At 65.8% G+C, this 25,243-nt stretch carries 23 protein-coding genes and 3 tRNA genes; 12 read left to right on the top strand and 14 right to left on the bottom strand.

Annotated elements, in window-relative coordinates; all coding sequences use genetic code 11:
• Positions 1-96 precede the first annotated feature (96 nt).
• The 4 genes from nusA to scpB all read right to left on the bottom strand — a co-directional run bounded on the left by nusA (position 97) and on the right by scpB (position 5,691).
• On the bottom strand, positions 97-1,575 hold the full coding sequence (gene nusA / locus QEP15_RS06975; protein WP_056322387.1) for a transcription termination factor NusA: 1,479 nt from the start codon (positions 1,573-1,575) through the stop codon (positions 97-99).
• Positions 1,572-2,075 (bottom strand): ribosome maturation factor RimP, encoded by a 504-nt coding sequence (gene rimP / locus QEP15_RS06970; protein WP_056322384.1) that lies wholly within the window; start codon positions 2,073-2,075, stop codon positions 1,572-1,574. The genes nusA and rimP overlap by 4 nt, the downstream gene beginning before the upstream one ends.
• A gap of 479 nt (positions 2,076-2,554) precedes the next feature.
• Positions 2,555-4,441: a 23S rRNA pseudouridine(2605) synthase RluB gene (rluB, locus tag QEP15_RS06965; protein WP_254607173.1), complete on the bottom strand. Its 1,887-nt coding sequence runs from the start codon at positions 4,439-4,441 to the stop codon at positions 2,555-2,557.
• 17 nt (positions 4,442-4,458) lie between these two features.
• Positions 4,459-5,691 carry an SMC-Scp complex subunit ScpB gene (gene scpB, locus QEP15_RS06960; protein WP_425285978.1) on the bottom strand — a complete coding sequence of 411 codons (1,233 nt, stop codon included), beginning with the start codon at positions 5,689-5,691 and terminating at the stop codon, positions 4,459-4,461.
• 63 nt (positions 5,692-5,754) lie between these two features.
• Here scpB and QEP15_RS06955 point away from each other — a divergent pair.
• Positions 5,755-5,831, top strand: a tRNA-Met gene (locus QEP15_RS06955).
• 173 nt (positions 5,832-6,004) lie between these two features.
• Positions 6,005-6,214, top strand: coding sequence for a hypothetical protein (locus QEP15_RS06950; protein ID WP_280148595.1), 210 nt, complete (start codon positions 6,005-6,007; stop codon positions 6,212-6,214).
• A gap of 224 nt (positions 6,215-6,438) precedes the next feature.
• On the opposite strand, the gene QEP15_RS06945 is transcribed toward QEP15_RS06950, so the two are convergent.
• The 3 genes from QEP15_RS06945 to QEP15_RS06935 all read right to left on the bottom strand — a co-directional run bounded on the left by QEP15_RS06945 (position 6,439) and on the right by QEP15_RS06935 (position 8,613).
• The gene (locus QEP15_RS06945; RefSeq protein WP_152383799.1) at positions 6,439-7,344 is read right to left on the bottom strand and encodes a LysR family transcriptional regulator; all 906 of its coding nucleotides are present in this window, start codon (positions 7,342-7,344) and stop codon (positions 6,439-6,441) included.
• A gap of 101 nt (positions 7,345-7,445) precedes the next feature.
• Positions 7,446-8,447, bottom strand: a complete 1,002-nt coding sequence (locus QEP15_RS06940) for a CobW family GTP-binding protein (protein WP_280148594.1) — start codon at positions 8,445-8,447, stop codon at positions 7,446-7,448.
• Positions 8,448-8,537: 90 nt separating this feature from the next.
• Positions 8,538-8,613 (bottom strand) — tRNA-Asn (locus tag QEP15_RS06935).
• A 216-nt stretch (positions 8,614-8,829) separates the two neighbouring features.
• Here QEP15_RS06935 and QEP15_RS06930 point away from each other — a divergent pair.
• The 4 genes from QEP15_RS06930 (at position 8,830) to QEP15_RS06915 (ending at position 12,533) form a co-directional block, all read left to right on the top strand.
• Positions 8,830-8,905 (top strand) — tRNA-Thr (locus QEP15_RS06930).
• 140 nt (positions 8,906-9,045) lie between these two features.
• Complete coding sequence (locus QEP15_RS06925) at positions 9,046-9,705, top strand: response regulator (protein WP_056322372.1); 660 nt, start codon at positions 9,046-9,048, stop codon at positions 9,703-9,705.
• Entirely contained in the window at positions 9,702-11,030 is a 1,329-nt protein-coding gene (locus tag QEP15_RS06920) for an ATP-binding protein (protein ID WP_280148593.1), read from the top strand. The genes QEP15_RS06925 and QEP15_RS06920 overlap by 4 nt, the downstream gene beginning before the upstream one ends.
• A 63-nt stretch (positions 11,031-11,093) precedes the next feature.
• Positions 11,094-12,533: a DegQ family serine endoprotease gene (locus QEP15_RS06915; protein ID WP_062838635.1), complete on the top strand. Its 1,440-nt coding sequence runs from the start codon at positions 11,094-11,096 to the stop codon at positions 12,531-12,533.
• 12 nt (positions 12,534-12,545) lie between these two features.
• On the opposite strand, the gene maiA is transcribed toward QEP15_RS06915, so the two are convergent.
• The 3 genes from maiA to QEP15_RS06900 are packed head-to-tail and all read right to left on the bottom strand — an operon-like array spanning position 12,546 to position 14,693.
• Positions 12,546-13,190 (bottom strand): maleylacetoacetate isomerase, encoded by a 645-nt coding sequence (maiA, locus tag QEP15_RS06910; protein WP_152383796.1) that lies wholly within the window; start codon positions 13,188-13,190, stop codon positions 12,546-12,548.
• A 49-nt stretch (positions 13,191-13,239) separates the two neighbouring features.
• Positions 13,240-14,217 (bottom strand): 4-hydroxy-3-methylbut-2-enyl diphosphate reductase, encoded by a 978-nt coding sequence (ispH, locus tag QEP15_RS06905; protein WP_280148592.1) that lies wholly within the window; start codon positions 14,215-14,217, stop codon positions 13,240-13,242.
• Complete coding sequence (locus QEP15_RS06900) at positions 14,217-14,693, bottom strand: FKBP-type peptidyl-prolyl cis-trans isomerase (RefSeq protein WP_081100848.1); 477 nt, start codon at positions 14,691-14,693, stop codon at positions 14,217-14,219. Before QEP15_RS06900 ends, ispH begins: the two co-directional genes overlap by 1 nt.
• A 50-nt stretch (positions 14,694-14,743) precedes the next feature.
• Here QEP15_RS06900 and radC point away from each other — a divergent pair, with 50 nt between their 5' ends.
• From radC to QEP15_RS06870, 6 genes are all read left to right on the top strand, one after another.
• A complete protein-coding gene (gene radC / locus QEP15_RS06895) occupies positions 14,744-15,421 on the top strand; it encodes a RadC family protein (RefSeq protein ID WP_152383795.1) in 678 nt (225 codons plus the stop codon).
• Between the two features lie 91 nt (positions 15,422-15,512).
• The gene (kynB, locus tag QEP15_RS06890) at positions 15,513-16,139 is read left to right on the top strand and encodes an arylformamidase (RefSeq protein ID WP_062838632.1); all 627 of its coding nucleotides are present in this window, start codon (positions 15,513-15,515) and stop codon (positions 16,137-16,139) included.
• Positions 16,140-16,283: 144 nt separating this feature from the next.
• The gene (gene kynA, locus QEP15_RS06885; protein WP_152383794.1) at positions 16,284-17,132 is read left to right on the top strand and encodes a tryptophan 2,3-dioxygenase; all 849 of its coding nucleotides are present in this window, start codon (positions 16,284-16,286) and stop codon (positions 17,130-17,132) included.
• A gap of 214 nt (positions 17,133-17,346) precedes the next feature.
• Positions 17,347-17,613 (top strand): type B 50S ribosomal protein L31, encoded by a 267-nt coding sequence (locus QEP15_RS06880; RefSeq protein ID WP_008164119.1) that lies wholly within the window; start codon positions 17,347-17,349, stop codon positions 17,611-17,613.
• Positions 17,614-17,737: 124 nt separating this feature from the next.
• Entirely contained in the window at positions 17,738-19,468 is a 1,731-nt protein-coding gene (locus QEP15_RS06875; protein WP_152383793.1) for an ArnT family glycosyltransferase, read from the top strand.
• Positions 19,465-20,865, top strand: a complete 1,401-nt coding sequence (locus QEP15_RS06870) for an MATE family efflux transporter (protein WP_152383792.1) — start codon at positions 19,465-19,467, stop codon at positions 20,863-20,865. Before QEP15_RS06875 ends, QEP15_RS06870 begins: the two co-directional genes overlap by 4 nt.
• Before the next feature lie 42 nt (positions 20,866-20,907).
• On the opposite strand, the gene paaK is transcribed toward QEP15_RS06870, so the two are convergent.
• The 4 genes from paaK to paaN are packed head-to-tail and all read right to left on the bottom strand — an operon-like array spanning position 20,908 to position 25,196.
• Positions 20,908-22,221 (bottom strand): phenylacetate--CoA ligase PaaK, encoded by a 1,314-nt coding sequence (gene paaK / locus QEP15_RS06865; RefSeq protein ID WP_062838629.1) that lies wholly within the window; start codon positions 22,219-22,221, stop codon positions 20,908-20,910.
• Positions 22,222-22,257: 36 nt separating this feature from the next.
• Positions 22,258-22,728, bottom strand: coding sequence for a hydroxyphenylacetyl-CoA thioesterase PaaI (paaI, locus tag QEP15_RS06860; protein WP_180099141.1), 471 nt, complete (start codon positions 22,726-22,728; stop codon positions 22,258-22,260).
• A complete protein-coding gene (paaG, locus tag QEP15_RS06855) occupies positions 22,728-23,516 on the bottom strand; it encodes a 2-(1,2-epoxy-1,2-dihydrophenyl)acetyl-CoA isomerase PaaG (protein WP_056322341.1) in 789 nt (262 codons plus the stop codon). Before paaG ends, paaI begins: the two co-directional genes overlap by 1 nt.
• Before the next feature lie 15 nt (positions 23,517-23,531).
• The gene (paaN, locus tag QEP15_RS06850; protein ID WP_062838628.1) at positions 23,532-25,196 is read right to left on the bottom strand and encodes a phenylacetic acid degradation protein PaaN; all 1,665 of its coding nucleotides are present in this window, start codon (positions 25,194-25,196) and stop codon (positions 23,532-23,534) included.
• Positions 25,197-25,243 lie beyond the last annotated feature (47 nt).

Genomic DNA, 25,243 nt, shown 5'->3' with positions numbered 1-25,243 from the left:
AGGCTCTCTCTTCCCTATAGGCAGCTATTACAAACAACGTGAACTTGCGGTGGACGAAGCGGCAGCATCCTCCACCGCAGACCCGTGTCCTTATGGTTATTCTTCGTCGAACCAATGGGCACGGGCACGCATGATGAGATCGCTGGCTTCCTGTTCGGTCAGACCGGCGATTTCCGCCAGCTCGTCCGTTGCCAATTCGGCCAGATCATCACGCGTATGCACTTGACGCTCGGCCAGCTTGGCGGCCAGTTCCGGCGTCATGCCTTCGAGTTCTAGCAGATCCTGTGCGGTCTCAAGGCGCTCTTCCTGGGCAATTGCCTCGGTCAGCAGCGCATTGCGGGCACGGGCGCGCAACTCATTGATGGTGTCTTCGTCAAACGCCTCGATTTCCAGCAGTTCCTGCATGGGCACGTAGGCGATTTCCTCGATACCGGTAAATCCTTCGTCGATCAGGATGTCAGCGACTTCCTCGTCGACGTCCAGCTTGCTCATGAACGTGGTGCGCAGACCCGAACGCTCGACTTCCTGGCGGTTCAGGCTTTCTTCCGGCGTCATGATGTTGATCTGCCAGCCGGTCAGTTCGGACGCCAGGCGCACGTTCTGGCCCTTGGCGCCGATGGCCTTCGGCAGGTTTTCCTCGTCCACCACGACGTCCATCGCATGCTTGTCTTCATCGACGACGATGGATTCGACGTTGGCCGGCGCCAGCGCGCCGATGACGAACTGCGCGGGGTCTTCCGACCACAGCACGATGTCGACCTGCTCGCCGCCGAGTTCGTTGCGCACGGCGGTCACGCGCGAACCGCGCATGCCCACGCACGTCCCGATGGGATCGATACGCTTATCGTATGCCACGACGGCGATCTTCGCACGCACGCCGGCATCGCGGGCAGCAGCCTTGATCTCGAGCAGACCCTGCTCGATCTCGGGCACTTCGTTCTCGAACAGCTGGCGGATGAACTCGGGCGAGGTGCGCGACAGGATGACCTGCTGGCCACGCGCGGCGTGGTCCACACGCAACACGAAGGCGCGCACGCGATCGGCAACCCGAAGGTTTTCCTTGGGGATCATTTCGGAGCGCGGCAGGCGCGCTTCGATCTTGCCGGTTTCAACGATGGCGTCGCCCTTGTCCATGCGCTTGATCGTGCCGGAAACGATGGTTTCACCACGATCCAGGAAGTCGTTCAGCACCTGTTCGCGCTCGGCGTCGCGGATCTTTTGCAGGATCGCCTGCTTGGCGGCCTGGGCACCGATGCGGCCGAATTCGATGGGCTCCAGGGGCTCTTCGATGTACTCGCCTTCCTTGATGCCGGGGACGATTTCCTCCGCGTCCGACAGCATTTCCTGCTTGTCGGGTTCTTGCAGGCCGGCCTCATCGGGCACGACCAGCCAACGGCGGAAGCCTTCGTGGTCTCCCGTTTCCCTATCGATGGAAACACGAATGTCCGCATCATCCTTGAAGCGCTTTTTCATGGCCGAGGCCAGCGCACTTTCGAGAGCGCCGAACACGACGTCACGCGTGACGTTCTTTTCACGCGCCAAGGCATCGACCAACAGAAGAATTTCGCGACTCATCGCTTTTTGCCCTTGAAATCCAGAACGGGATCCAGTTTTGCACGCTCGATGTCTTCGACCGTGAAATTCAACACCTGGACTTCGTTCTTTTTTGCCTCAAATTCGAGACCGAACACGGTCTTGTGCATGCCAGCAGCCGCGTCGGAAGCAGCGGCGTCGTCTTCCGGCACGGTCAACGTGCCCGAGAAGACCTTGCGGCCGTCCAATGCTTCGCGCAGCTTGATTTCGATGCGCTCGCCTGCGAACCGGCGGAACTCGGCCTCGGTGCGCAGCGGGCGATCCACGCCCGGCGACCCGACCTCGAGGCGCTTATAGTCGATGTTCTCGACCTCATAGACCCGCGACAATTGGCGGGACACCTGCTCGCAGTCTTCGATGCGCACACCGCCGACCCGATCGATCGTGACGCGCAAAAGACCCAGGGCGGCACGTTCCACGTCGACGAGTTCGACGTCCATGCCGGCCAGAGCCTCTTCGGTCAATGCGAATAAATCAGCCATATACTCAAAAAAAATGGGCTGCACGCCCAGCCCACCGATATTGCACAGAGCCCAGCCGCTTCCCTACTGCACGTAAGGAGCAATGCTGGGCAGTGCCCTATATTGCGACCTAATTTTTGGCTTGCGCCGTCCTGACTGCCCGTCCCGGTCTGGCCGGGGTCGGGATCAATGCCGTGGCGCCTGTGCGCCGTCCGCAGATAGCGGCTCGCTCCAACGAGACTGCTGCAAGCAGCGCCCCTGGGCACGCCAACACGCCAGCACAAAGCCGAGCGCCCGGTCGGCACACATGCAGCCGACGTGCTTTTTGCGGTAAAGCGCACTTGATAAACCAGTGCATCCAGCAAAAAGCCATGACGCGAAGCCATGAAAACCATTGATTTTACCAGATAAACGGGAAAATCGCCTGATTCGTCACGGGCTTACGTTTATATGGGACGGATGCGGGGCGGCAGCGCGTTCAGCGGGCCGCCCTGCAGGGATCAGCGCCCCTGACGTCCCCGGCCGCCGCCCACGACACCCAAGCGGGATTCGTGCGCCGACGCACTGCGCGGCTGCCAATCGTCGCCCCGCTGACCGCCTTCGCTGCGAGCGCCGCCCGCACGCGGCGTGCGCGGCTTGCCGCCCGCGCCGGGACCCTTGTTGTTGCCGCCGGCGCGTGCGCCTTCGGCCTTGTTGCCGCCGCGGCCGCCGGCAGCCGGCTTGCCGCCGCGCGCCGCATTGCCGCCACGCGCGCCTGCCGGTTTGTTGCCGCCCGGCTTGCCGCCGCCCGGCTTGCCACCGGACTTGCCGCCAGGCCTGCGGCCCGCGCCAGCCGGCGCTTCCGCCATGCCGCCAACCGCCGGGTTCACGCCTGCGACATTGCCGCCCGCCGGGCTGCTGGCCATCGGGTTACCCGGGCCGGCGTTCGCCGCAGCGCGAGGCCCGCGAGCATTGCCGCCCGAGCGTCCACCTGCCTTGCCGCCCGGCTTGCCGCCCGCCTTGCCACCGGGCTTGCCGGCGCCAGCGGGCCGCGAACCCGGTTTGCCCTTGCGATTGCCGAAGCCGCCCTCGCCCGAGAGCGGGTGGCCGTTGGCATAGCCGCCAGCAATCATCAATCCGGTGCCGAACGGATCGGACGGACACGCCGCGGCCTGACCCGCGCTGCCCACACCGCCGCCCTGCAGCTTGCCGCGGCGCCCGATGCGGGCGCCATTCATGCCATTGCGGTCCAGCGTCCCAAACCCCGGGGGCAGCGCGCTGTCATGCGATTGCGGCTGCTTGGAGCGGCGGCGGTTGCCGGACGAATCGTCGTCGTCACGCAACAGCCCCAGTTGCACCATCAGCGCGGTCACGAGAGACGCATCCAGTTCGTCCCAGCGGCCACGGCGCAGCGTGCGCGGCAGCACGACATCGCCAAAGCGCGTACGGATCAGGCGGCTGACCGTGACGCCAACCGCTTCAAACATGCGGCGCACTTCCCGGTTGCGGCCCTCTTGCAGCGTGACGCGATACCAGCGGTTGCTGCCGTCGCCGCCCAGATAATCCAGCGCGCCGAACGCGGCCAGACCGTCTTCGAGTTCGATGCCGTCCACCAGCGACTGGCGCTGCGCTTCGTCCATTTCGCCCAGGACACGGACGGCGTACTCGCGTTCCGTGCCATAACGGGGGTGCATGATCCGGTTGGCCATGTCGCCCGACGTCGTGAAGATGAGCAGGCCTTCGGTGTTCAAGTCCAGGCGGCCCACCGAGAGCCACTTGCCGGTGCGCAGCTTGGGCAAGCGCGCAAACACGCTGGCACGGCCGCCGGGGTCGTCGTGGCTGACGATCTCGCCGGCGGGCTTGTGATACAGGATCACGCGCGGCGGCTTCTTGGTGTTGGCGCGCATGATGGGCTTGCCGTTGACGCGCACCTGGTCGTTGGGACCCACGCGCTGGCCAATATGCGCCGGCTCGCCGTTGACGGACACGCGGCCCGCCACGATCAGTTCTTCCATTTCGCGGCGCGAGCCGATGCCAGCATCCGCCAGCACCTTGTGCAGCTTGGGCATGACCGCTTCGCTGTTCAGGTACTTGCCCAGGCGCTGCTCCATGCGGTCAGCCGTGTCCAGGTAGGACAGGGCCTGTTCGGCCTCCTGCTCGCCGCCACGGTTGTCCGCGGACTCGACCGGTGCGGCCGGCGCGGCAGCCTGGCCTTCGGCGGCGGGGGCCTGTTCGGCAGCGGCATCGCCACGACGGCGGCGGAACGGCGTCCTCAGCTTGCGGCCGCGGCCGCGGGCGCCGGCATCGCCTTCGGCGGCCGGTTCGCGCGCGGCGGAGGATTCCGGCGCGCCGGCAACGGCGTCATCCGAACGGGGGGTGTCGTCCTGTATTGCTGTATTCGTTGTCACTGGGACAGCTCCGAATTTCAAACTTGGGTAGGCCTGCCGGGAGCAGGCTCGTCATCATCTGGGGACGCCGAATCCCGTCCAGACCCGGACCGTTCGGGGTCCGCCTCTTCCGGTGCCGCGTCGGCGGCTTCGGCGTCGGGCTGAACAGCCCCGCCAAGACCATGAACGGGCTCACGCCTGGCGTCGCCAGGGGCCTCGGCATCGGTCTTGTCAGTCGGGTCAGTCGGTTCCGCGTGTTTTGCGTTCTCGACTCTTTCCTTTGCAGCACCGGCCTCGGAGGCATCGGCGGCCATATCGGAAGTGTCGTTGCCAGCCCTGTCGTCGGGAAGATCGGACGAGAGCGGCGTATTGGACAAGCCTTCGGCTTGCTCCCGGACGGTGGATTCGTCGGCGGGATCCGCGCCTTCTTCTGTGCGCGAAAGCTGGGATTCTACGCTATCGATGGCCGCCATGGGGGCCTCGTCTTCCGAAACAGACAATTCCGCAACAGGGAAGTTCTCGCGGTTTTGTTCGTCGAGGCCGGCCAAGGACAGATTTTCGCCTTCGGGGGCCGCCTGGTCCGGATCAACATCCGAGCCCGGCTCTGCGACATCGGCGCCGGACGTGGCGCCTTCTTGGGCAGCCTCGCCCGCGGGCGCGGCGCCCTCGCCTTCGGCCGGTTCCGGCCCCTCGCCCAGCACCTGCTGCACTTCGCCCAGGTCCAGCCCGGCGAGTGCGGCGGCCGCGTGCGCGGTTTCCAGCGGCGGCAGCTCGTCCAGCGCGCGCAGCCCCAGATCGTCCAGGAACTGACGCGTGGTGCCGAACAGCGCGGGGCGTCCCGGCGCGTCACGATGGCCGATCACCTCGATCCAGCCACGGTCTTCGAGGGCCTTGACGATCTGCGACGACACCGTCACGCCCCGGATGTCTTCGATATCCCCGCGCGTCACGGGTTGGCGCCAAGCCACGATGGCCAGCGTTTCCATCACGGCGCGGGAATATTTAGGCGGCTTTTCCGGGCTTAGACGCTCCAGATAGCGCTGCATGCTGGGGCGGCTCTGGAAACGCCAGCCGGAGGCAAGCTGCACAAGTTCCAACCCGCCGTCGGCCCAGTTGGCCTGCAACGTCTCCAGCAGCCGGCGCACGGCACTGTTGTCGAATTGTTCATCATCCCCGAACAGCTTGCGCATATCGGAAATCTGCATCGGCTGCACCGCGCACAGCAGCGCGGTTTCCAGCACGAGTATTGCCTCGCTATCGTTCATCGACATCCAAATTCAAAAAGGGGCTAACTTGCGCTTGGTTTAAAATAAGGTTAATATTCTTTTCTCAGACGCGGGGTGGAGCAGTCTGGCAGCTCGTCGGGCTCATAACCCGAAGGTCGTAGGTTCAAATCCTGCCCCCGCAACCAATTCGATGAAGGCTCGGCATTCGCCGGGCCTTTTTCATTTGCGCGGCCAAATTGAATGCGCGAGAAACCGGCATTCGAATTGCGGACGAACCCGCGACAGCAGGCATCTTCGCGCGCAAACACCCGGGCCGCCGCATGAGCGGCGGCGCAACAGTCGATGTTGGCTTGCGAAATTGTCACTGGGTTCCTGTTTACCGCCGCGCGCCGGCGCCCATAAGGCGGAACGCCTGCCGCTGCTGCGCAGCAGCGGCAGGCGTCTAAGCAAAATCCGGTCTGAGCAAAATCTGGAAAAGCTGGCGCCAGCTATGCCGACGCCGGTCGCCAATATGGCTGCGGAACGCGCCGGAACCACCGACACCAAGCGTTATCCGCGAAATTATTGATAGCAAAGACTAGAACCAACAGGCATCGGCCACAGCCGCGCGACGCAATAGCGCCACTGCCAGACAGACACGCCCACTGGCACACCCCCATGCGCAAACCGAGCCGTGCCGCGGATTGCGCCGACCTGCCACCAGGCCGGAATGATTCTTAGGTTTTTTAAGGTCAAATGCCGGCAAATTATACCGCCATATATTGCGCTCTCAAGCTGCGGCGCACCCGGAGCCTAGGTTGCCGGCCTGTCCCACGGCGCCGATCCCAGCCGCTCGGCAAGATAATCCAGCATCGAGCGCAAAATCAGCGGCATTTGCCGGCGCGAGGCATAAACGCCATAAATGCCAAGCTCCTGAGGCTTGCACTCGCGCAGGATGACCTGCAGCTTGCCGGACGCAATGTATTCGGCCGCGTAATAGGTGGGCAACATGGCGATGCCCGCCCCCTCCACCGCCGCGGACGACAACACCGACACTTCATTGGCGCTGATGTTGCCGCCGACCGGCACATCGACCGGCTCGCCGTCGCGTTCGAAACGCCAGAGGCTTTTACCGAAATAGGAATGCGTCAGGCAGTTGCGCAATGACAGATCTTCGATGCGCGCCGGCACGCCTTCGCGCGCCAGATATTCCGGGGATGCGCAAACCACCGAGCGGCACACGGCCAGCTTGCGCGCAATCAGGTTGGGATCGAGGTCATTGGTGATCCGCACGGCAAGATCCACGCGCTCTTCCACCAGATTGACCGCCCGCTCCACCAGCATCAGGTCGACCGACGTGCCGGGGTGCCGCTTGACGTAGTCGGTGACAGCCGGCGCCAGGTGACGGGCGCCAAAGGACATGCTTGTGGTGATGCGCAGCAGGCCGCGCGGCGTGTCTTCGGGGGTGGCGACGGCGCTATGCAGGTCGCCGACCATATCCAGCATCTGGCGGCAGCGCGGCAGCGTTTCGGCGCCGGCCGGCGTCAGGCTCAGGCGCCGCGTGGTGCGATGCAAAAGACGCACGCCGACCCATTGCTCCATCTCGGCCAGGTAGCGAGACACCATGGCCCGCGACATGTCCAGATGGACGGCGGCCGCCGACAGGCTGCCCCGGTCGGCAACCTCGACGAACACCTGCATGGCTTTCAGTCGATCCATCTTCGTCTCGGCACGGGCATCAGACCGTACCGGTTATACCGTATTTCCGCGCCGCATCCGCAACGGAATATCGATCAATGAAACGGGGTCCTTCGAAAGGATCAGGCCGCGGGCTGACCCAGCGCCTCGCGCACGGCCCCGGCCACTTTCGTCTCCGCCACGCCCCGCACGATGAGCACCAGCCGCGACGCGCGCGATTCGTCCGGCCACGCGCGCAAGGCCTGCAGCGGGTACAACTCGCCATGAACGCCATGCACCTCGCAGGGCGTCGATTCGCCCTCGAAGCAGATCAGCCCCTTCATCCTGAGCAAGCCCTGCCCATAGCGCTCCTGGATCCGGGCGATGCCCGCTAGAAACGCTGCCCGCCCAACGGGCGCCTGCAACGTGATCGACACACTGCCCACGCCCGCATGCCGAGCGCCCGGCGGCGTGGAAAAGGCAGCAAGCCAATTGGCGGCAATCACGCCGTCCTGCCGCGCAAAAAGATCCGGCGCCTCGCGCAGCATGAGCGCAAGCGGCTCGTCCGGGTGCTGCACGCACCGCCGCGCGCCGGGATTGACGGCGGCAATCGCCCGCTCGACCTGCTGCACTTGCGCGTGATCGGCCAGGTCGGACTTGCTGACCACGACCGTGTCGGCGAGCGCCAGCTGCCGGGACGCCTCGGGCTGCGTCTGCAACTGCCCGGCGCCCTGCGTCGCCGACACCACCACGATCGCGCCCCGGTACACGTAGCGTTCGGCCAGAAACCGGTCATGCTTGAGCGTGAAGAGAATGGGCGCCGGATCCGCGAGGCCGCTGGTTTCGATGACGACGTGCCGAAACGGCTTGATCTTGCGCCCGAGCGCCGACATGAACAGATCGCGCAAGGTGTCGACCACCGAGCCGCTGACGACGCAGCACAGGCAGCCGCCCTCGACCAACACGACATTGTCCGGGGCGAGCCGGACCAGATGATGATCGACCCCGATATCGCCGTATTCGTTGACGATGACCACCGCGCCGGCATAGGCAGGCTCTTGCAGCAGGCGATTGAGCAGCGACGTCTTTCCGCTGCCCAGAAAGCCGGACACCACGGTCACGCCCACGCGCTTGTCGTCACTCATGCCGATTCGACCCTTTGATGGACGCGCAACGGCGCCACGCCGCAAAAACCAAAAGGGCCGCTCACTTGCGTGAGCGGCCCAACATTCTTTTGGCTCCCCGAGCTGGGCTCGAACCAGCGACCTGCGGATTAACAGTCCGTCGCTCTACCGACTGAGCTATCGGGGATCTGCCAAGACCGAAATTATGAACTAAAAATTCATCGCGTGCAAACACCATCTTTTTCCGGATTTTTTTTCACTCCTTGTTTCCCATCGCGAAAAAACTCTGATATGATTTCGGTCTTTCCAGATCGGGCCCCAAAAAAGGCATCGAACGGGAAAGAAAAAAGATGTTTTGCTTAGCGCTTTCCGGCTTGGTCCAGAAACAAAAGCAAATGGTCTTGCCGGCATAGCTCAGTTGGTAGAGCAGCGCATTCGTAATGCGAAGGTCGTAGGTTCGACTCCTATTGCCGGCACCAGATTTCCAAAAAGCAGCCCTCTCGGGCTGCTTTTTTCATTTCCGCCCCCGATCCTCGTCCCGCCCGCGCCTCCCCCAGCCGGGAACTCGGGCTGATCGCCGCGCGTCCAACCCCCTTGGACCACCCCAGCGGAAAAAACCATGCGCATTCTTCTCGTGGAAGACGACATGATGATCGGCGAAAGCGTGCTGGACTGCCTGCGCGCGGAACACTACGCCGTTGATTGGGTCCGGGACGGCAGCGCGGCGGACTCGGCGCTGCGCACCGACCCCTACGACCTTGTCCTGCTCGACCTGGGCCTGCCCAAGCGCGACGGGCTGAGCTTGCTGCGCGACATGCGCACGCGCAAGGACCGCACGCCGGTGCTCATCGCCACCGCGCGCGATGCGGTCAGCGACCGGATTGCGGGGCTGGACGCCGGCGCCGACGACTACATCGTCAAGCCCTACGACGTGGACGAACTGCTGGCTCGCATGCGGGCACTGATCCGCCGCAGCGCGGGCCGGGCCGAACCCATCTTCGAACACGAAGGCATCACCATCGACCCGCAGTCCCATGCCGCCATGGTCGATGGCTCGCCGGTCACGCTGACCGCCCGCGAATGGGCGGTGCTGGAACCCTTGATCGCCCGGCCCGGCATGATCTTCTCGCGCGCCCAGCTCGAAGAAAAGCTCTACAGCTGGAAGGAGAGCATCAGCAGCAATGCCGTTGAGGTTTATATTCATGGCCTGCGCAAGAAACTGGGTCCGAACCTGATCCAGAACGTCAGAGGCGTCGGCTATGTCATCCCCAAAACATGAGCATTCCGCTTAGCTACTCGCTGAGAGCCAGGCTGCTTTTCTTTCTGCTGGCCGCCATCGCGGTCGGCGCGCTGGTGCAAGGCGCAATCGCCTACCGCAGCACCTTGACGCAAGCCGACGACATCTTCGATTCGCTGCTGCAGCGCACCGCGCTGTCTCTGGGCACCGGCGACGGCTTGCTCAGCACGGGGCCGACGCACGCGCGCGGGGCGGGTTCGCCGGTTGCCGACGATCTCATCATCCAGATCTGGACGCCGGACGGCCTGCGGGTCTTCAATTCGCGCTCCCGCCTGCGCCTGCCCAGCCAGATCGTGCTGGGGTTTTCGGATGCCAGGCTCGAGGGCGAGACCTACCGCGTGTATTCGCTGGCCACGCCCTTCCAGGTGATCCAGGTGGCGCAGGATATGCGCGTGCGCAAGAACATGGCCAGCGCGCTTGCCCTGCGCACCGTCGCGCCGATCGCCGCGGCCGCGCCGCTGCTGATGTTGATCATCTGGTGCGTCGTGAGCTGGTCGCTGCGGCCGGTCAAGCGCGCCCGCGCGCAAGTGGCCGCGCGCCAGCCCGAAGACCTGTCGCCCGTGAGCGTGCGGGGGCTGCCCGATGAAATCCGCCCGCTGGTGCAGGAACTGAACCTGCTGCTCGAACGCATGCGCGGCGCCTTTGCCCAGCAGAAGCAATTCGTGGGCGACGCGGCGCACGAATTGCGCTCGCCATTGGCGGCATTGCGCCTGCAGATGCAGGCGCTGCAGCGCGCAACCGACCCAGAGGCCCGCCAGGTTGCCGAGCAGCGCCTGGCCGCGGGCATCGATCGCGCCACGCGGCTGGTCGAGCAGTTGCTGTCGATGGCGCGCCAGGAAGGCGCGCAGGCGCAGACGCCGCTTGCGCCCGTGGATATTGCCGACGTGCTGCGCCAGGCCATATCCGAGACCCTGCCGCAGGCGAACGCCAAATCCATCGACATTGCGCTGGACGGCGAGGCAGAGGCACAGGTGCGCGGCAATCGCGATGCGCTGGTGCTGCTTGCCCGCAATCTGCTGGACAACGCGATCAAGCACTCGCCTGCCGGCGGGCGCGTCGGCATCCGCCTTGACCGCACGCCGGACCGGGTCTCGCTGCTGATCGACGACGCGGGCCCGGGCATCCCCGTCCACGAACGCGAGCGCGTGTTCGACCGCTTCTATCGCGCCGAAGGCAACACGACGCATGGCAGCGGGCTGGGGCTGGCCATCGCGCGCACCATCGCCGACCGCCACGGCGCCACCATCACTTTGGAAGATCCGCCTGCCGGCCAGGGCCTGCGCGCGCGCGTGGATTTTCCTGCTTAAGTTTCCCCTAAGTGTCGGACCTGAAGATAGCGCCATGTCCCCAACATGATCGCAGGAGCCGACATGAAGACCACGCAAATCAAACCCTCGCGCCTCATCATGGCGCTGCTGGCCGCCGGCGCCATTGGCGGCGCAGGTGCCACTGCCTTGACCGGCAGCGTTTCGATGGCTGCCGACGCCCCCACCGCGGCTTCGCAGCCGATCAGCGCGTCCGTGCCGCCCAATTTCGCGCAGATCACGCGCGAATCCGGTCCGGCCGTCGTCAACATCAGCGTGAGTGGCACACGCAAGGTGTCCGCCGACGAGAGCGACGACCCGTTCGCCCAGTTCTTTGGCCAGATTCCCGGCTCTCGCGGCCGCGCGCCGGCCCGTGAAGTGCCGATGCGCGGCGAAGGCTCGGGCTTTATCGTCAGCTCGGACGGCATCATCCTGACCAACGCGCACGTGGTCCAGGACGCCAAGGAAGTGACCGTGAAGATGACCGACCGCCGCGAGTACAAGGCCAAGGTCCTGGGCGCCGATCCGCAGACCGACGTTGCCGTCATCAAGATCGAGGCGAAGAACCTGCCGGTGGTCAAGGTGGGCGACGTCAACAAGCTGCAGGTGGGCGAATGGGTGCTGGCCATCGGCTCGCCCTATGGCCTGGAGAACACCGCCACCGCCGGCATCGTCAGCGCCAAGGGCCGCTCGCTGCCGGACGACACGTCGGTGCCGTTCATCCAGACCGACGTGGCCGTGAACCCCGGCAACTCGGGCGGCCCGCTGTTCAACGACCGCGGCGAGGTCGTGGGCATCAACTCGCAGATCTACAGCCGCACCGGCGGCTTCCAGGGTCTGTCGTTCTCGATTCCCATCGACCTGGCTTACAAGATCAAGGACCAGATCCTCGAGCACGGCAAGGTGCAGCATGCGCGCCTGGGCGTGACGGTCCAGGAAGTGAACCAGGACCTGGCCGATTCGTTCAAGCTGGATTCGCCGTCGGGCGCGCTGGTGTCCAGCGTCGAAAAGGGCAGCGCGGCGGATAAGGCCGGCCTGCAGCCGGGCGACGTGGTGCGCAAGATCGACGGCAAGACCATCGTGTCGTCGGGCGACCTGGCTTCCACGATCACCATGGCCGCCCCCGGCGAGAAGATCAAGCTGGACGTGTGGCGCAATGGCGGGCAGAAGGAAATGGTCGCGACGCTGGGTGGCGTGCCCAAGGACAAGACGCAGGCGTCGGCCGACGGCCAGGAAGTGCAGCGCGGCCAGCTTGGGCTGGCGCTACGCCCCCTGAGCCCGCAGGAGCAACAGGAGGCCGGTGCGGAAGGCTTGCTGATCGAACGTTCGGCCGGCCCCGCCGCCAAGGCTGGCATTCAGCCCGGCGACGTGCTGCTGTCGCTCAATGGTGTGCCGGTGCACAACGTCGGCCAGGTGAAGGCCGAGTTGTCCAAGGCGGGCAAGACCGTGGCCTTGCTGGTGCAGCGGGGCGAAGACAAGATCTTCGTGCCGGTGCAGATCGGCTGACCGGCCGCTGTGTCACTCCGCGTCGGGCTGGTTGCCCGGCGCGGCCTTTTCGAAAGCCGGCAAGGCCCGGCACGCCGCATCGATGCGCAGCACATTGGGCATGGCCGACAGGTCACACTCGAAGCGCTGCGCATTTGCCACTTGCGGCACCAGGCACAGGTCCGCAATGGTGGGCGTGTCGCCGTGGCAGAACTGGCCCGTGGCGCTTGATTCGGCCAACTGGGCTTCCAGGGCTTCGAGCCCCTGATGCACCCAGTGCTTGTACCAGGCGGTCTTGGCCGCTTCGTCCACGCCCAGCGTGTGCTTCAGGTATTTCAGCACGCGCAGGTTGTTCAACGGATGCGTGTCGCAGGCAATGCCCAGCGCCAGATCGCGCACCCGGGCGCGGCCGATGGCGTCGGCCGGCAGCAGCGGCGTCTGGGGATGGGTTTCTTCCAGGTATTCGATGATGGCCAGCGATTGGCCGATGACCGCATCGCCGTCGACCAGCGCCGGAACCAGCGCGGTCGGATTCACCTTGCGGTAATCGGCCGACAGCTGCTGGCCGCCGTCCTTCAGCAGATGGACCGGCACGTATTCGTAGGGCAAGCCCTTCAGGTTCAAGGCGATGCGCACGCGGTAAGCGGCCGAGCTGCGGAAGTAGCTGTAGAGCTGCATGAAGTCTCCTCGGTGTTCTTGTGGCGCCGCCCGCACGGGCGGCGCTTGTTCATTCCAGCGATTCGGTCTGGGCCGCCTTGCGCGACAAGCCCTTGGGCAACGGGAACGCGACGTTTTCTTCAAGCCCAGGCATCTTGCGCACCGAGACGGCACCCAGTTCCTTGACCCGCGCAATCACCTGCTGCACCAGCACTTCCGGCGCCGAGGCGCCCGCGGTCACGCCAATGCGCTTGCGGCCAGCCAGCCAGGCCGGATCGATGGAATCCGCGCCGTCGATCAGATAGGACGCGACGCCCTTGCGCTCGGCCACTTCGCGCAGCCGGTTGGAGTTCGAACTGTTCGGGCTGCCCACGACCAGCACCAGGTCGCATTCGGGCGCCATGACCTTGACCGCGTCCTGCCGGTTCTGCGTCGCATAGCAGATGTCGCTCTTCTTGGGCTCGGCAATGTTGGGAAAGCGCGCCTTGAGCGCCTGCGACACGGCGGCCGCGTCGTCGACCGACAGCGTGGTCTGCGTGACGAAGGCCAGGTTTTCAGGGTTTGCGACATCAAGGCCGGCCACGTCCTCGACGGTTTCGACGAGATACATGCCGCCCTGCGCCTGCCCCAGGGTGCCCTCGACCTCGGGATGGCCCCTGTGGCCGATCATGATGATCTCGCGGCCGGCCGCGCGCATGCGTGCGACTTCGATGTGGACCTTGGTGACCAGCGGGCAGGTGGCGTCAAACACTTGCAGGCCGCGCGATTCGGCTTCGGCGCGCACGGCCTTGGAGACGCCATGCGCCGAAAACACCACGATGGCGCCCGCCGGGGCGTCCTCGAGCTCGTCAATGAAGATGGCGCCCTTGGCGCGCAGGTCTTCGACGACATAGCGGTTGTGAACGATCTCGTGGCGCACATAGATGGGCGCGCCGTGCAGCTCGATGGCCCGCTCGACGATATCGATGGCGCGATCCACGCCTGCACAGAAGCCGCGCGGCTGCGCCAGCAGGACTTCGGCGTCGGAGGCGGTGACAGCCTGGCTCATCAAAGCACTCCCAGCAGCGCGACGTCCACTTTCAGGCTGATGCCCGCCAGCGGGTGGTTGAAATCGAACAGGGCCGAGTCGTCGTTGATTTCCTTCAGGACGCCCGAGTAGCGGCCCCCGTTGGGCGCGGTGAATTCGACCAGGTCGCCGGGTTCGAAGGTGGCATCCGGACCCGCGTGTTCGGCCAGCATGGCGCGCGTGACGCGCTGGATGAGTTCGGGATTGCGGTCGCCGTAGGCATCGGCGGGCTCGATGGTGACGCTGAACTTGTCGCCTTCGGCGCGGCCGACCAATGCGGCCTCAAGGCCGGGCGCCCACTGGCCGCTGCCCATCTGCAGCGTGCCGGGCCGGCCATCGAAGGTGTCCGTGAAGATGGAGCCCGCGCCCGGGCCGGACGCCAGCGTGATGCGGTAATGCAGCGTCAGGTAGGAATCCGGACGGACCAAAACGTTCACTTCATTAGAGGCGATGCTCACGATCTGCCACCGTATGGGTATTTGAGTAAACCCTGATTTTAGAGCCTCTTATGAAATTGTCCGTCCGGCTGCCAAAACAAGACCGTCCCCGAGAGCGCATGCTGCGCCACGGGGCCGCATCCATCCAGGACGCCGAACTGCTTGCCGTCGCCCTGCGCACGGGCATTCCGGGGCTGAATGTGGTGGATCTGTGCCGCCAGTTGCTGGACCGGTTCGGCGGCCTGCGCGGCCTTTTAAGCACCTCGCCCGAGGAACTGATGGCCGTCGCCGGCCTGGGCTCGTCCAAGGCCTGCACCCTGGCGGCCTTGCTGGAACTGGCGCGCCGGGCGCTGGAAGAAGATCTGGTCAGGGACATCGCCATGAACCACCCGACCCGCGTGAAGCAATACTGCAAGGCGGCGCTCGGGCATCGCCAGGTAGAGCACTGCATCGCGCTCTACCTGGACGCCCAACTGCGTTTGATCGCCACCGGCGAACTGGCACGGGGCACGCTGTCGCAGGCGGCGGTCTACCCCCGGGAGGTCGTGCGCGAAGCCTTGCGCCACCACGCGGCGGCCCTCATCGTGGCGCACAATCATCCATCGGGCGTGGCCTCGCCAAGCGCCGCTGACCAGAGCTTCACCCGGCACCTGAAGCAAGCCCTGGCGCTGGTGGACGTCCGGCTGGTCGACCACCTGATCGTCGCGGGCGGCTCGGCGCTGTCGATGGCCGAGCTGGGCTGCCTCTGACCGCAACGCGGGCCGGAATTCCGTTAGACTACCGCCCGATATTGTTTTAGGCTTAACCTAATTTCGGCCCTCGCGACCCTTCTTGCCTGCCATGAAACGCCTGTGGGACATTTCCCCGCCCGTCTCGACGGCATCGCCCGTGTTTCCGGGCGACACGCCGTACCGCCAGCAATGGAAGTGGTCGCTCACGCCTGGCTGTCCGGTCAATGTCAGCGAAATCACGCTGTCGCCGCACATCGGTGCGCATGCCGACGCCCCGCTGCACTACGAAAACGGGGCCGCAGCCATCGGCGCGGTCTCGCTTGAACCCTTTCTGGGCCCCTGCCGCGTCATCCACGCGATCGACTGCGGCGCGCTCATCACCATCGATCACCTTGCCCATGCGGCGCACAACCTGCCGCCCCGCGTGCTGGTGCGCACCGCCAAGCATGCCGCGCAGGACTGGTGGACGGACGACTTCTCCGCCTACGCGCCCCAGACGATCGAATGGCTGGCCGAACGCGGCGTCATGCTGATCGGTCTGGACACCGCCAGCATCGACCCCGCTTCCAGCAAGACCCTGGACAGCCACCACACGATCTTGCGGCATGACATGCGGGTACTGGAGAACCTTGTGCTCGACGACGTGCCGGAAGGCGATTACGAGTTGATCGCCTTGCCGTTGGCGCTGGTCCAGGCCGATGCCAGCCCGGTCCGCGCGGTCCTGCGCGAACTGTAGGCTGATTTGCCTGCCTGGGAGCGGCTGCGCGACTGCAGCCGCCCCGCCCGGAGAATCGACCATGCAACTGCTTTTCGCGCCCCACTGGCGCGCCCTGCCCGCATCCGCCCGCCGCGCCGCCCCGCCCTGCCCCGGAGGCCGCGCATGAACCAGAACGAACGCCCCGAAGACATCGTCCACCAGGAAAAAGCGCAGCTCGATTTCGCGCGCGACATGACCTACGGCGATTACCTGCATCTGGACGAACTGCTCGGCGCCCAGCATCCGATGTCGCCCGAGCACAACGAAATGCTGTTCATCATCCAGCACCAGACCAGCGAACTGTGGATGAAGCTGATGCTGCACGAGCTGCGCGCGGCGATCGCCAGCGTGGCGGCAGACCGTCTGCAGCCCGCCTTCAAGATGCTGGCGCGTGTCAGCAAGATCATGGAGCAGCTCGTTCACGCCTGGGACGTGCTGGCCACCATGACACCCCCCGAATACTCCGCGTTGCGTCCCTATCTGGCGCGGTCGAGCGGATTCCAGAGCTACCAGTACCGCCAGGTCGAATTCCTGTTGGGCAACAAGAACGCGGCAATGCTCAAGCCGCATTCGCACCGCGCCGACCTGCTGGCCCAGGTGCAGAGCGCCTACGAGGCGCCGTCCCTGTATGACGAGGCGCTGCGGCTGCTGGCGCGAAATGGCCTGGACATTCCCGCGGACTACCTGGAGCGCGATTGGACGCAGCCCTATCAGGCGTCTGCGGCGGTTGAAGCCGCGTGGCTGACGGTCTACCGCGACACGGACCGCTACTGGGCGCTGTACCAGCTGGGCGAAAAGCTGACCGACCTGGAAGATGCCTTCCGGCTGTGGCGCTTTCGCCACGTGACGACGGTCGAACGGGTCATCGGCTTCAAGCGCGGCACGGGCGGCACGTCCGGGGTGGATTACCTGCGGCGCATGCTGGAAGTCGTGCTGTTTCCGGAAATCTGGAAGCTGCGCACGGATCTCTGACGTTCTCTCGCGTCAAGGCGCCCGGGCCGCAGGCTGGCCCAGGCGTCCACTTACGGCTGGCCGAGGGCAATATCGCGTGCTAGAATGCGGGGTTACTTTTTGGATACGTGGCTAGCGCCTGTCGCGCCATTGGGTGTAGGCAAACCCAACCCAGGCAGCTGTAGCTGGCGACCCTAACTCTTGAAAAAGACTCGACCGAGTCTAGGAAAGCACCATGAAAGAAGGCATTCACCCCGAATACCGCGAAGTCGTCTTCGCCGACCTGCAAACGGGCAACAAGTTCATCACCCGTTCCACCGTCCAGACGCGCGAAACCGTCGAACTCGACGGCAAGACGTACCCGCTCTTCAAGTGCGACGTGACCTCCGAATCGCACCCGTTCTACACTGGCGCCCAGACCCGCATCGTCGAAACCGGCCGCGTGGAAAAGTTCCGCGCCCGCTTTGCCCGCACTGCTGGCACGGTCAAGTCCGCTTCCTGATCCTGTTGCTCCTACGGGAGTCACAGCAAAAAGGCAGCCTTCGGGCTGCTTTTTTTTCCCCCCTTGACGCCGGACAATCGGTCAGGGGGTGGCGCATTCCGACCACTCGGTTACATTAACGCCCGTGTCCCCACTTTCCATTTCCACCCCGGCCCGGCTGACGTCGGTCGCCACCGCAAAACTGCCCCGCCTCATCCTGCTGGGCCTGTCCCTGGCCTACATCGTGGCCGGGCTGTTCATGCGCGACCCGTGGAAAACCGACGACGCCGTCGGACTGGCGACCATGATCACCGCGATCCGCGAAGGCGGCCTGACCTGGCTGCTGCCGCAGGTGGGGCATCTGGCGCACGCCGAGGAAGGTCCGCTGATCACGTGGGTGGGCGCGATCAGCATCTGGCTGTTTGGCCCGTTCATCGGCGACATCACCGCCGGCCGCCTACCCAACCTGCTGTGGTTCGGGATCACGGCCTCAAGCGTCTGGTACGGCACGTACCTGCTGGGCCGCCGCGCCGAGGCCCAACCGCTGGCGCTGCCCTTCGGCGGCGAACCCGAACCCCGCGACTATGGCCGCATGCTGGCCGACGCCGCCCTGCTGCTGCTGCTCGCCACCGTCGGCATCCTGCAGCGCACCCATGAAACGACGGTCATGCCCGCGATCATGGCCTGCCAGGCGCTGGCGTTCTATTCGCTGGCCCGCACCGTGGACCGCCCCGTCACCGGCTCCACCACGCTGGGCATCGCGCTGGCCGCCAGCTTTCTGACGCGCGGCTGGGTCGGCGCCCTGCCCATCATGATCGGCGCGGCGCTGGCCTTCTATCCGCGCAGCCCGCTCTGGAAATGCAAGCGCTGGCTGCTCTGGGCCGCAGTGCTGGCCGCCGGCCTGATCCTCGCCTGGTGGATCCCGGCCAGCCAGGGCAGCGAATACTGGATCCGCAACTGGAAGACCTGGAACCTGTCGTCGTTTGCCATCCCGGGCCTGCATGACGCCGCCCGCACGCTGCGCGACCTGCCGTGGTACCTGTGGCCGACCTGGCCGCTGGCGCTGCTGGCCATCTGGCGCTGGCGTGCCTGGATCCATGCCCCGCACATCTGGGTGCCCCTGATGCTGCTGGCGTGCTCAACCGTCATCCTGTTCTTCGTGGACGAGGCCGGCGACTCCGAATTCGTGTTGCTGGCCGTGCCGTGCGCGGTGCTGGGCGCGTTCTCGCTGCCCACCCTGCGCCGCGGCGTGGTGAACACGCTGGACTGGTTTGCCGTCATGTGCTTTTCGCTGACCGTGGCCACCGCCTGGCTCGGTTGGGTGGCGCTGCATTTCCATTGGCCGGCGCAGATTTCCCGCAACATCGCCCGCCAGACCACCGGCTATGAGCCCGTGATCTCGTGGGTGGCCTTTGCCCTGGCCGTCCTTTTCACGCTGGGGTGGATCGTCCTGGTCGTATGGCGGCTGCGCGTGCGCCCGCAGGCGCTCTGGCGCGGCACGGTGCTGTCGGCTGGCGGCCTGACCGTGACCTGGATCCTGCTGGTGCTGCTGTGGCAACCCGCGGTGGACTACGCGCGCAGCTATCGCACCGTGTCGGGCCAGCTGGCCGAGGCCATCGCGCAGCACAAGCGTCCCGGCGAGTGCATCCGCGGCCTGAGCCTGGGCAGCGGGCAACGCGCCTCGTTCCTCATCTTCAACAACCTGTCGTTCCCGTTCGACACGCGCTGCACGCTGGTCCTGCAACAGACCACCAATCAAAGCCTGCGCGACGGCACCGCTGCCTACAGCGAAGGCGCCGAAGTCCTCTGGCAAGGCGGCCGCCGCGCCGACCGTTCCGAAACCTTCCGCCTGCTGCGCACCGGCGCCAAGCCATGACCCCTGCCTTGACGGCGCCGATGACCTTCGGCGCCACCCTGCGCGGGATCCTCAAGCAGGCCTGGCCCGTGCTCATCAGCCAGTGGGCCAGCATTTCGTTCGGCGTGCTGGACACCGCCATGACGGGGCATTCCAGCCCCGACGACCTGGCGGCGATGGCGCTTTCCGCTTCCATCTACATCACGATCTTCGTCGGCCTGATGGGCGTCGTGCATGCCCTGATCCCGATCCTGGCGCAGCAATTCGGCGCCGGCAACAACCTGGAAGTCGGCAAAAGCTGGGGCCAGGGCGTGTGGCTGGCGCTTGGCCTGTCGGTCGTGGGCGCGGTGCTGATGCTGTTTCCGGACATGTGGCTCTTCATGTCGGGCGATGTTGCCCCCGGCGTGCGCGACCGCATCGCGTCCTACCTGCAGGCGCTGGTCCTGGCGCTGCCCGCCGCGCTGGTGTTCCGCACCATCTATGCGCTGGGCACCGCGGTGTCGCGGCCCAAGCTCGTCATGGCCATCAACCTGTCCATCATCGGCTTCAAGGCGCTGTTCAACTGGATCTTCATCTACGGCAAGCTGGGCCTGCCCGCGATGGGCGCGGCCGGCGCGGGGCTGGCCACGGCCGTGGTGTCCTGGATGAGCCTGGGCCTGGGCCTGTGGGTGATCACGCACGACCGCTACTACCGCCGTTTCCAGCTGCGCATCGGCAAGCCTGACTGGAAGGCGCTCAAGGAACTGCTGCGTCTGGGCGTCCCGATGGGCGGCTCTTACCTGGTCGAGGTGTCGGCGTTCACCTTCATGGCGCTGCTGGTGGCGCGCGAGGGCACCTTCGTGACCGGCGGGCATCAGATCATGTCGAACCTGGCCGCGCTCTGCTACATGATGCCGATGGCGCTGGGCGTGGCGACCGCCGCGCTGACGGCGCAGGCCATCGGCGCGGGCAACTACGCGCATGCGCACCGCACCGGCATGGCCGGCCTGGCGCTGGGCCTGATAGGCGCGCTGCTGACGGCCGCCGTGCTGCTGATCGGCCGACCGCTCATCCTGGCCGCGTACACGGACGACGCCGCGGTCGCTGCCGTGGCGACCACGTTGCTCGCCGTCCTGCCGCTGTTCCATCTGTTCGATTCGATGCAGTGCATCAACTCGTACCTGCTGCGCGCCTACAAGATCGCCGTCGTGCCGCTGATCCTGCAGACGGTCGCGCTGGCCGGCGTGGGACTGGTGGGCGGCTGGTGGTTCGGCTTCGGTCCCGGCCAGGGCGGCATCGACGGCCTGCGAGACCTGCTGGTGCCGGGATCGCCGCAAGGCGCCGGCAGCATGTGGCTGATGGCCATGTTCGGCCTGGCGTTGTCGGCCGCCCTGCTGCACTTCTGGTACCGGCGGATCCTGCGCACCGTGGGTCAGTAGTGACGGCGCAATAAAAAAAGCAGCCTTGCGGCTGCTTTTTTTTTACTTCGGACGCTTGTCGATCACCCGGCGCGCCTTGCCGGTCAATGTGCGTTCCACATGCCCGGCATCCGACACCTGGATGCGCGCGCTGACGCCAATGTGCGTCTTGACCGCGTGCTGCAACTGCTTGCCCAGGTTGGCGCGCTCCGCGTCGGAAAGGCCCGAGAACTCGGCGCGCACTTCGGTCAGGATCTCCAGCTCGTCCATGTTGCCCGTGCGGCTCAGCACCAGCTGGTAATGCGGCGCAAGCTGCGCGATCTTCAGGACCAGTTCTTCCACCTGCGTGGGGAACATGTTCACGCCGCGCACGATCAGCATGTCGTCGCTGCGGCCCGTGATCTTGCCGATGCGGCGCATGCTGCGCGCCGTGGGCGGCAACAGGCGGGTCAGGTCGCGCGTGCGGTAGCGCACGATGGGCATCGCTTCCTTGGTCAGCGACGTGAACACCAGTTCGCCCGGTTCGCCGTCGGCCACCGGTTCGCCCGTGTCCGGGTTGATGATCTCGGCGTAGAAATGATCTTCCCAGACGACCGGACCGTCCTTGGTCTCGACGCATTCGCTCGCCACGCCCGGGCCCATCACTTCGGACAGGCCATAGATGTCGACGGCGTCGATGCCGGCTTCGGCCTCGATGTCGGCGCGCATCTGGCCCGTCCAGGGTTCGGCCCCGAAAATGCCGATGCGCAGCGAGCTTTGACGCGGATCGATACCCTGGCGGCGTTGCTCTTCCAGGATGTTGCAGAAATAGGAAGGCGTGACCATGATGATGTCCGGACGGAAATCATTGATCAGCTGGACCTGCTTTTCAGTCTGTCCGCCCGACATCGGAATGACCGTGCATCCCAGGCGTTCGGCTCCGTAGTGCGCGCCCAGGCCGCCCGTGAACAGCCCGTAGCCGTAGGCCACGTGAACCGTATCGCCGGGCTTGCCGCCCGCCGCGCGGATCGAACGGGCCACCAGGTTGGCCCAGTTGTCCAGATCGCCCTGCGTGTAGCCCACCACGGTCGGCTTGCCGGTCGTGCCGCTGGACGCGTGGATGCGCGAGATGCGCTCGCGCGGCACGGCAAACATGCCGAACGGATAGTTCTCGCGCAGTTCTTTCTTGGTGGTGAACGGGAACTTCGAAATATCGGACAACTGCTTCAGGTCGTCCGGGTGCACGCCGGCTTCGTCGAACGCCTTTTTGTAGTGCGGCACGTTTTCGTACGCATGCTTGAGGGTCCACTTCAAGCGGTCCAGCTGCAGCGCCCGCAGCTCGTCCTGGCTGGCATGCTCGATAGGATCCAGTCCCGGCTTGCTCATGGTGTTGGGCATGATGATGTCTCTCTTCTCTTTGGTTCTGTAATGCAGTCAGGCGTCCGCGGGCGTCCCGACGATCTGGCCCTTGATGCGGTACGAACGTCCCCGGAACAAGGCCACGTTGCGGCCGTCCTGGTTGGTCACGGTGACGTCGTAGACGCCGGTGCGGCCAGCGAGCGAACGCTCCTGGGCCACGGCGGTCAGCAGGTCGCCCTCGAATCCCGGCGCCAGATAGTCGATCGTGCAACCCGACGCCACGGTGCTGACATTGCGCGAATTGCACGAGAACGCGAAGGCGCTGTCGGCCAGGGCGAAGATGAAGCCGCCGTGGCAGGTCTTGTGGCCGTTCAGCATGTCGGGCCGCACCCGCATGGTCAGCCGCGCGTAGCCCGGCGCCATTTCCTCGACCTTCATGTCCAGGCCTTGCGAGGCCGCGTCGCCGGCATACATCACCGAGCCCACGGCCTGCGCCAGTTCCTGCGGATCGGCCGGCACTTCAACTGGGGGAACGTGGACGCTCATCATTGCCCCTTGAACTGCGGTTCGCGTTTGCCCAGGAACGCGGCCACACCTTCGGCATAGTCGGCGCTGCGGCCCAGTTCGCGCATCATGTCGCGTTCCAGATCCAGCTGCGTGGACAGGTCATTGCCCAGGCTGGCCTGCAGCGCCCGCTTGGTGAACGCCAGGCCCTTGGTGGGCGCGGCCGCGAAATGCGTGGCCAGGCGCTCCAGCGCGGCGTCGAATTCCTCGTCGGCCACGCATTGCCAGATCAGGCCCCACTCTTCTGCCTGCTTGGCGCTCAGCTTGTCGCCCAGCATGGCCAGGCCCATGGCGCGGGCGCGACCCACCAGACGGGGCAGCGCGAACGTGCCGCCCGTATCCGGAATGAGCCCCAGGCGGCAGAACGACTGGATGAAGTTGGCCGACGCCTTGGCGATGACGATGTCGCCCGCAAACGCCAGATTGGCGCCCGCCCCCGCCGCCACGCCGTTCACGCCCACCACGACCGGCATGGGCAAGGCGCCCAGCCGGCGCACCAGCGGCGCGTAGAACTTGTCGACGGTCTCGCCCAGATCGGGCGGCGTGCCGTCGGGCGCGGGCTTGCGCTCGCTCAGGTCCTGGCCGGCGCAGAAACCGCGGCCGGCGCCCGTCAGCACCAGCACGCGCGCGCCTTCGGTTTCGACGCGGGTCAGCGCGTCGGCCACTTCCGCGTGCATGTTGGCCGTGAAGCTGTTGAGCTTGTCCGGGCGGTTAAGCGTCAGGCGCGCGATGCCGCCCGACAGGTCGAATTGAATATCCTGGTAGGTCATGTGCGATCGCCCGGCTTAGATGTGACGGCGGGTTTGCACCACGCGGAAGCGGTTGGAGACGAACGCCGTGTCCGACAGCGCCGCGTTGGCCGCCGGGTTGGCGCCGGTGCCATGGAAGTCGCTGAAGGCCGCGGTCTGATTGACGAACACCGCGCCGGTCAGGTTCAGCGACAGCGATACGCCCGACACTTCGGCGGCGTCCTGGATCTGCTCGGCCACGCGCTCGTCCGTGGTGTAAGCGGACAGGGACAGCGCGCCGTGCTCGATGACGCTGTCACGCGCCAGCTGGATGCTGTGCGCCGTGGAATCGGTGGCCACGACAAACGCGATGGGACCGAACCACTCCTGGCTGAGCGCCGGGTTGCCGGCCTCGGTGCGCAGCAGCAGCGGCGTGCGCACGCGCGCGTTCTCGAACTGCGGATGGACCAGCGTCTTGCTGTCGGCCACGACCGGCAGACCCAAGGCGCGCGCCTTCTCGATGCGCTCGACGATGCCTTCGTTCTGGATGGCGCCCGTCAGTTCGACGGCCTTGGCGGCGTCGGCGCCGACCTTTTCCAGCGCCACGCCCAACGCGGCGGCCACGTCGTCGAAGCTGACCCGGCCTTCGGGCGTGTTGATGCCGTCGCGCGGCACGTAGATGTTTTGCGGCGCCGTGCACATCTGGCCGGAATACAGGGCCAGCGAGAACGCCAGGTTACGGGCCACGCCCTTCAGGTCCGAGGTCGAATCGATGATGACCTGGTTCACGCCGGCCTTCTCGGTGTAGACCTGGGCCTGGCGCGCATTGTTCTCCAGCCAGTCGCCGTTGGCGGTGCTGCCGGTGAAGTCGACGATCTTGACCGCGGGGTCCAGCGCCAGCTTCTGCGCGGTGTCGTCGCCCGCTTCATGGGCGGCAAGCTGCACGACGTCGGGATCGAAGCCGGCTTCCTGCAGCACTTCGCGCGCCACCTTCACGGTGATGGCCAGCGGCAGGATTGCGCCCGGGTGCGGCTTGACGATGACGGTGTTGCCCGTCGCCAGGCTGGCAAACAGCCCGGGGTAGCCGTTCCACGTCGGGAAGGTCGAGCAGCCGATCACCAGCGCGACGCCGCGCGGCACGATCGTGAAGTGCTTTTCCATGCGGATGGGATCGTTCTTGCCCTGCGGCTTTTCCCAGACGGCGACGCCCGGAATGCGCGACATCTCCTGCCAGGCGTAGGTGACGGCTTCAAAGCCGCGGTCCTGCGCGTGGGGGCCGCCGGCCTGGAAGGCCATCATGAAGCCCTGACCGGTGGTGTGCTGGACCGCGTAGGCGATCTGGAAGCTGAGCTTGTTCAGGCGCGCCAGGATTTCCAGCGACACGCCCACCCAGGCGTGGGGACCGGCGCGGCGCCAGTCTTCGAGGGCGCGCTTGGAAGCGGCGATCAGCTTGTCGGCCGGCACGCGCGGATAGGTGATGCCCAGGTCGAAACCATAGGGCGATTTTTCGCCGCCCACGACGCCGTCGGCATCGTGCAGGTTCAGCGGAAAGGGCTTGCCCTTGAGGGCTTCAAAGGCGGCGCGGCCCTCGTCGTTGGCGGTCTCGCCATAGTTGCGCGGGCTGGGCGACTCGGCAAACGGGCTCCAGTAGCCGCGCAGCGCGGCGGCTGCCAGGGATTGTTCCAGCAGGGGCTGGTGGCGTTCGAAGAATTTCTGGGACACGCTTGTCTCTCCAATAAGATTTGAATGCTTGCCTGGCGCGCGCCGGG

The sequence above is a fragment of the Achromobacter mucicolens genome, from assembly GCF_029866465.1.
Classification (GTDB): Bacteria; Pseudomonadota; Gammaproteobacteria; order Burkholderiales; family Burkholderiaceae_B; genus Achromobacter; species Achromobacter mucicolens.
Note: the sequence above shows the minus strand (reverse complement) of the source record. Positions and strands in the feature narration are given on the sequence as shown.